This is a genomic window from Kineococcus vitellinus, from assembly GCF_009906315.1.
Lineage (GTDB): Bacteria > Actinomycetota > Actinomycetes > Actinomycetales > Kineococcaceae > Kineococcus > Kineococcus vitellinus.
The window spans coordinates 1-6,458 of the sequence record NZ_JAAALL010000257.1; the positions used below are offsets into that span (position 1 = coordinate 1).

Annotated in this window: 4 protein-coding genes; 1 reads left to right on the plus strand and 3 read right to left on the minus strand. The window is 76.2% G+C overall.

Annotated elements, in window-relative coordinates; genetic code table 11:
• Positions 1-126 precede the first annotated feature (126 nt).
• Entirely contained in the window at positions 127-930 is an 804-nt protein-coding gene (locus GTQ99_RS18185; RefSeq protein WP_166617135.1) for a sugar phosphate isomerase/epimerase family protein, read from the minus strand.
• A 154-nt stretch (positions 931-1,084) separates the two neighbouring features.
• On the opposite strand from GTQ99_RS18185, the gene GTQ99_RS18190 reads away from it, so the two are divergent.
• Positions 1,085-2,080, plus strand: a complete 996-nt coding sequence (locus GTQ99_RS18190; protein ID WP_166617136.1) for a putative sulfate exporter family transporter — start codon at positions 1,085-1,087, stop codon at positions 2,078-2,080.
• A gap of 24 nt (positions 2,081-2,104) precedes the next feature.
• Here GTQ99_RS18190 and GTQ99_RS18195 read toward each other — a convergent pair whose 3' ends face one another.
• Both GTQ99_RS18195 and GTQ99_RS18200 read right to left on the minus strand, forming a co-directional pair.
• A complete protein-coding gene (locus GTQ99_RS18195; protein WP_166617137.1) occupies positions 2,105-5,125 on the minus strand; it encodes a glycoside hydrolase family 38 N-terminal domain-containing protein in 3,021 nt (1,006 codons plus the stop codon).
• Positions 5,126-5,159: 34 nt separating this feature from the next.
• On the minus strand, positions 5,160-6,200 hold the full coding sequence (locus GTQ99_RS18200; protein ID WP_166617138.1) for a substrate-binding domain-containing protein: 1,041 nt from the start codon (positions 6,198-6,200) through the stop codon (positions 5,160-5,162).
• Positions 6,201-6,458: the final 258 nt, after the last annotated feature.

Consider the following 6,458-nt stretch of genomic DNA (forward strand, 5'->3'; position numbering starts at 1 on the left):
CAGTGAGGAGTCGTAGGCCGCTTTGCCCGTGCATGCACACATGGGCTGATCATGAGGTGGGGTGGTGGCCTGACGGCCACCACCCCACCTTCACTCACTGGCGATGACCAGTAACGCAACACCTTCTCAGACGTGCTCGGCGAACCGCTCGCGGACGGTGCGCAGGACCTCGTCGGCGTCCTGCGCCCACCAGCGCGAGGAGAGGACCTCCACCTCCACCGGGCCGGTGTAGCCGGTGGCGGCGACCCGCTGCGAGAGCCGGGGCAGGTCGATGAGGCCGTCGCCCATCATGCCGCGGTCCAGCAGCAGGTCGGTGGTGCGCGGCAGCCAGTCGGAGACGTGGTAGCCGAGCACGCGCCCGGCGGCCCGGGCCAGCTGCGCGTCGAGGTCGGGGTCCCACCACACGTGGTAGGCGTCCACGACGACCCCGACGTCCTCGCCCAGCTGCTCGGCCAGGTCCAGGGCCTGGCGCAGGCTCACCACCACGGAGCGCTCGGAGAGCATCATCGGGTGCAGCGGCTCGATGCCCAGGCGCACGCCCGCCGCCCGCGCGTGCGGCAGCAGCTCGGCGATGCCGTCGCGCACCCGCGCCCGCGCGCCGGGCAGGTCGGTGTCGTGCAGCGGGCCGCACACGAGGACGAGCACGTCGGCCTCCAGCGCGGCCGCCTCGTCGACGGCGCGGCGGTTGTCGTCGAGGACCGCCGCGCGGGGGGCCGCCGGGTCGGTGAACATGCCGCCGCGGCAGACGGAGCTCACGTGCAGGCCCGCCGAGCGCACGAGGCGCACGGCGCGCTCGAGGCCGACGGCGGCGATCTTGTCCCGCCAGAGCGCGAGGGCGGGCACCTCGTGGCGCTCGCAGGCGGCCACGGCCGCGGGCAGGTCGAGGGCGTTCACGGTGATCTGGTTCAGGCTCAGGCGCCCGGCGTCCATCGGCTCGCTCCGTCGCGTCGTTGGAATGCGCTTTCCAGCGCAGCGTCGCACACCGCCCCGCCGGGGTCAACGACCCGCCGGTCCCAGGCGCCGCCTGTGAGCACCCAGGCAGGACCCCGCTGCCGGCGCGCGCGGGCGGGCGCCACGATGGGGCGTGCCCACCACCGCCCCCGCCGCGCGCGCCCTGGCGCCCGGCCTGCTCGTCGTCGCCGCCGCGACGGTGCTCGCCCTCGGCGTCCAGGGCGCCGTGCCCGCCCTGACCGCCTCGACGGTGGCCGTGGCGCTCGGCGCGGTGCTGCGCAGCACGGGGGCCTTCCACCGCTCCTGGTCGCCCGCGACCGCCTTCGCCTCCCGGCGCCTGCTGCGCACCGCGGTCGTCCTGCTCGGCCTGCAGCTGCCGCTGTCGCAGGTGGCCGCCCTCGGCCCCGGCGGCATCGCCCTCGTCCTGGGGACCGTGGCGATCACCTTCGCCGGCACGCGGCTGCTGGGGCGGCTGCTGGGCCTGAGCCCGGCGCGCTCGCTGCTCGTGGCGACGGGCTTCTCGATCTGCGGCGCCTCGGCGATCGCCGCCGTGCGCCCCGCCACCGACGCCGACGAGCAGGACACGGCGACGGCGATCGCGCTGGTCACCCTGTGCGGGACGCTGGCGATCCTCGTGCTGCCGCTGCTGCGCGTCCCGCTGGGCCTGGACGCCCAGCAGTTCGGGGCCTGGGCGGGCGCCAGCGTCCACGACGTCGGCCAGGTCGTGGCCACCGGCGACCGGGTGCCCGGGGCGCTGGCCACCGCCGTCGTCGTGAAGCTGTCGCGGGTGCTGCTGCTGGCGCCGCTCGTGGCGCTCGTGGCGCTGCAGCGCCGGCGCACCGCCGGGCGCGAGGGCGCCCCCCGCCCGCCGCTGCTGCCGTTCTTCGTGGCCGCCTTCGTCCTCGCCGTCGCCGTGCGCGCCACCGGCCTGGTGCCGGGCGCCGTCCTCGACGGCGCCCAGCACGTGCAGTCGGTGCTGCTGGTGGCGGCGCTGTTCGCCCTCGGCACCGGCATCGACGTGCCGCACCTGCTGCGCACCGGCCGGCGCTCGATCGCCCTCGGCCTGCTCAGCTGGGTGCTCGTGGCGCTCGTCGCGCTCGCCGGGGTGCGCCTGCTGGGCGTCGGCTGAGCACCCCCCGGCGAGCGGGCGCCCTCAGGCCCGCGCCAGACGCAGGGTGAGGATCTGGAACGGCCGCAGCGAGACCTGCGCCCCGTCGTCCCCGACGGTCGTGGCCCCCTGCTCCAGCGGGCGCTCCAGCAGGTCGACCTCGGTGACCGAGGCGACCGGGAAGCCCCAGTCCAGGCGGGCGCGGGCGCGCCCGCCCAGGGACTCGTAGAGGCGCACGACGACGTCGCCGGAGCCGTCCTCGGCCAGCTTCACGGCCTCGACCACGACGGCCGGGTCGTCCACCGCGACCAGCGGCGCCACCGGGCCCGCACCGCTCACCCGCCGCACGGGCAGGTTCTGCCGGTACCCCTCGCGCACGGCGTCGGCGACCTGCGCCCCCACCACCAGGGAGTACTCCAGGACGTGGCGGCCCTGGTCGGTCTCCGGGTCGGGCGAGAGCGGTGCGCGCAGCAGCGACAACCGCACGGTCGTGCCGGGGCGCCCGCCGTCGACGGCGGAGCGGGTGACGTCGTGGCCGTAGGTCGCCGAGTTCGTCACCGCGACCCCGTAGCCGGCCTCGGCGACGTGCAGCCAGCGGTGCGCGCAGATCTCGAAGCGGGCCGCGTCCCAGCTGGTGTTCTCGTGGGTGGGGCGGAAGACGTGGCCGAACTGGATCTCCGAGGCGGAGCGGTCGGCGTGGACGTCGAGGCCGAACGCGGCCTTGAGCAGCGCCTCGCGCTCGTGCCAGTCGGCGTCGAGGGTGAAGGCGATGCGCGACTCCCCGCGCGGCAGCCGCAGCGTCTGCACCAGGGTGCTCGCGCCGGTGCGGCGGGTGGCGACGACGCGGGCGCCGTCGCCGTCGTCCTCGTGGACGGCCACCTCGTCGGCCTCGAGGAGGTCGGAGACGACGTTGCGGTAGTGCGCGTCGACGTCCCAGGCGTCCCAGCGGTTGGGGGTGTCGCGGTGCAGCTGCAGCAGGTTCGCGCGGGTGCCCGCCAGCAGCACCTCGCGGTCGGTGGCGAGGTCGCGCACCGAGACGCAGTGGCCGGCCTCGTCGACGACCAGGCGCAGCAGCCCGTTGTCCAGCACGGTGCGCCCGTCCTGCCCGCGCTGCACCTGCACGGCCGCGGCAGCGGGCGCGGCCGGCGCCAGGCCGAGGGCGGGGACGCCGCCGCGCGCGTGGGGCGCGGCGTTGGCGACGAGGTCGGTGCCGCCCCCGCCCGCCAGCGCCGCGAGGGAGGTGGCGACGACCTCCTCCAGCTCGGCGCTGACCCGGGCGTGGGTGGCGGCCGCCTCGCGGTGCACCCACGCGATGGAGGAACCGGGCAGGATGTCGTGGAACTGGTTCAGCAGCACGGTGCGCCACAGCTCCTTCAGCCGCGCGGCCGGGTACTCCGCGCCGCGCAGCACCGCGGCCGTCGCCGCCCACAGCTCCGCCTCGCGCAGCAGGTGCTCGTTGCGGCGGTTGCCCTGCTTGGTCTTCGCCTGCGAGGTGTAGGTGCCGCGGTGGATCTCCAGGTACAGCTCACCGGACCAGACGGGGCGGTCGGGGTACTCCTGCTCGGCGGTGGTGAAGAACTGCCGCGGGGAGTGCAGCGAGACCCGGGGCGAACCCTCCAGGTCGCCCAGGCGGTCGGCGCGGGCCAGCACCTCGCGGGTGGGCCCGCCGCCGCCGTCGCCCCAGCCGAAGGGGACCAGCGACGTCGTGGCGCGGCCCTTCTCGGAGAAGTTGCGGGCGGCGTGCGCGAGCTCCTTCGCCGACAGCTCGGAGTTGTAGGTGTCGACGGGCGGGAAGTGCGTGAAGATCCGCGTGCCGTCGATGCCCTCCCAGTCGAAGGTGTGGTGCGGGAACCTGTTCTCGGTGTTCCAGGAGATCTTCTGGGTGAGGAACCAGCGGACCCCGGCGAGCTTCATGATCTGCGGCAGCGCCGCGGAGTAGCCGAAGGAGTCCGGCAGCCACGCCTCCTCGGTGTCGACGCCGTACTCCTGGGCGAAGAACTGCTTGCCCTCCAGGAACTGCCGGGCCATCGCCTCCGCGCCGACCATGTTGGTGTCGGACTCCACCCACATGCTGCCGACCGGCACGAAGCGGCCCTCGGCGATGCGCGCCCGGACCTTCTCGTGGACCTCGGGGCGGTGCTCGGCGATCCAGGCGAACTGCTGCGCGGAGCTCATCGCGTAGACGAACGAGGGGTGGACGTCCATGAGCTGGGTGACGTTCGCGGTGGTGCGCGCCACCTTGCGCACGGTCTCGCGCAGCGGCCACAACCAGGCGGAGTCGATGTGCGCGTGCCCGACCGCGCTGACCCGGTGCGCGGAGGCCCGCGCGGGCGAGGCGAACAGCGGGGCGAGCGCGGCGCGGGCGGCGGCGGCGGTGCCCGCGACGTCGTGCGGGTCGAGGGCGTCCAGGGAGGCGTCGACCCCGCGCAGCAGCTCCCAGCGGCGCGCGTCCTCCAGCGGCAGCTCGAGCATGAGCCCGCCGAGGACCTCCAGGTCGGTGAGCAGGTCGGCGACCTCGCCCTCGCGCACGCAGACCTCGGCGCGCGCCAGCACGTACAGCGGCTCGCGGGGGGCGGTGAGCACGTCGCCGAGCGGGGTGGGCTCGAACGCGTGCCCGCCGCCGCCGAGGACGTCGGGGTTGGCGGCGGCCTCGACGTAGAACTCGAACGTCGTGGTGCCCGCGGGCACCGGGATCCAGGTGGACAGCGGGTTGATGGACTTCACCGCCTGCCCGTCGGCGGTGTAGACGAGCCCCTCGGCCTGGAACCCGACGTTGCGCGCGTCGGTGCCGAGGTCGAAGACGACCTCCACCTCGCGCCCGGCGAAGCGCTGCGGGACTTGCCCGCGCAGGCGGAACCACGTGGTGCTCCACGGCGGTCCCCAGGCCCGCCCGACGGCGAACGGCTCGAAGTCGGCGGCCAGCCCCTCGGCGACGGGCACGGGCTCCCCCGGCGCGTGCCAGGCCGCGACCTCCACGGGTTCCCCGGGGGCGTGCACCGCCGGGGCGATGCGCTGGGCGACGGCCCGTTCGAGCCGGGCCTCGGTGGTGGAGCGCTGGTCGTGCACGGACGTCCTCCTCGACGTGTCGGCGGGCGAGCGGTCAGCCCGGGTGGTCGACCCGGGTGGTCGTGGCCTCGCCGAACTCGGCGAGGCCGACGGGCACGGTGGTGCGCCGCGCGGGCGCGGTCGAGCCGGCGATGCGCTCGACGAGCCGGCGGGCGGCCCGCCGGCCCACGTCGACCGGGTCGTAGGTCACCAGCGCGACCCGGTCCACGAGCACCTCGGCGAGCTCGACGGCGTCGAAACCCGCCAGGACGACGTCGGTGCGGGCGCGGTGGACGGCCAGCAGCGCCCCGACGGTCATGCGGTTGTTGTCGCAGAACAGGGCGGTGGGGGGTTCGGGGGCCGCCAGCAGCGCCGCGGCGGCGGCCCGCGCGTCCTCGCTGCTGCGGTTGCCGAAGGCGAGCAGCTCGGGGACCTCGGCGACCCCTGCGGCGCGCAGGGCGGCGCGGAAGCCCGCCAGGCGGCGCGCGCCGGGCGCCGCGCCGCGGTCGCCGCCGACGTAGCCGATGCGCTCGTGCCCGCGCGCCAGCAGCCACTCGGTGACGCGGCGGGCACCGCCGGCGTTGTCGAGCAGGACGACGTCACCGCTCACCCCGCGCGGCAGCCGGTCGACGAAGACCACGGGGGTGCGGGCGGCGAGGGTGGCGTAGAGGCCGTCGGCGTCGTCGGCGGCCGGTACGAGCAGGACCCCCTCGACGCGGCGGCGCAGCAGCTCCTCGACGATCTCGCGCTCGCGCGCCCGGTCGCGCCCGCCGTGCTCGTCGAGACCGGTGGACAGCAGCAGCAGCACGTACCCCGCGGCCGAGGCGGCGAGCTCCACGCCGTGCGCGAGCTCGGCGGAGAAGGGGTTGGTGAGGTCCTCCACCACCAGGGCCAGCAGCGAGGTGCGCTGACCGGGCCGCAGCGCGCGGGCGCTGTCGTTGCGCAGGAAGCCGAGGGCGGCCACGGCCTGCTCGACGCGCTCGCGGGTGACCTCGTCGACGTAGCGCTCGCGGTTGACCACGCGCGAGACCGTGCTGACGCTGACCCCGGCCCGCGCGGCGACGTCGCGCATGGTGGGCGGGCGTCCCGTGCGCACGCACCACCCCCTCGGCCGCCGTCCGCGCGTCTGCGAACGTTCGCAGGCACCGTACAGGGCGGGGCCCGGGCCCGTCAGCGGACCCACCGGCTCCCGCCGGGCCCGGTGCGGACGCGCAACCGCCGCGACGCGCGAGGACTGGCGCCCGCGACGGGCGCCGGGTGATCCTGGACGGGGAGCGCGAGGGCGAGGAGGAGCGGGCGTGCGGGGGTTCGGCGTGGGCGGATCGGGCGTGCAGGGTTTCGGCACGCGCAGGGC

Excerpts from the sequence above, each read along its gene's own strand:
- GTQ99_RS18185 (WP_166617135.1), bottom strand. The coding sequence starts at position 930 with ATGGACGCCGGGCGCCTGAGCCTGAACCAGATCACCGTGAACGCCCTC.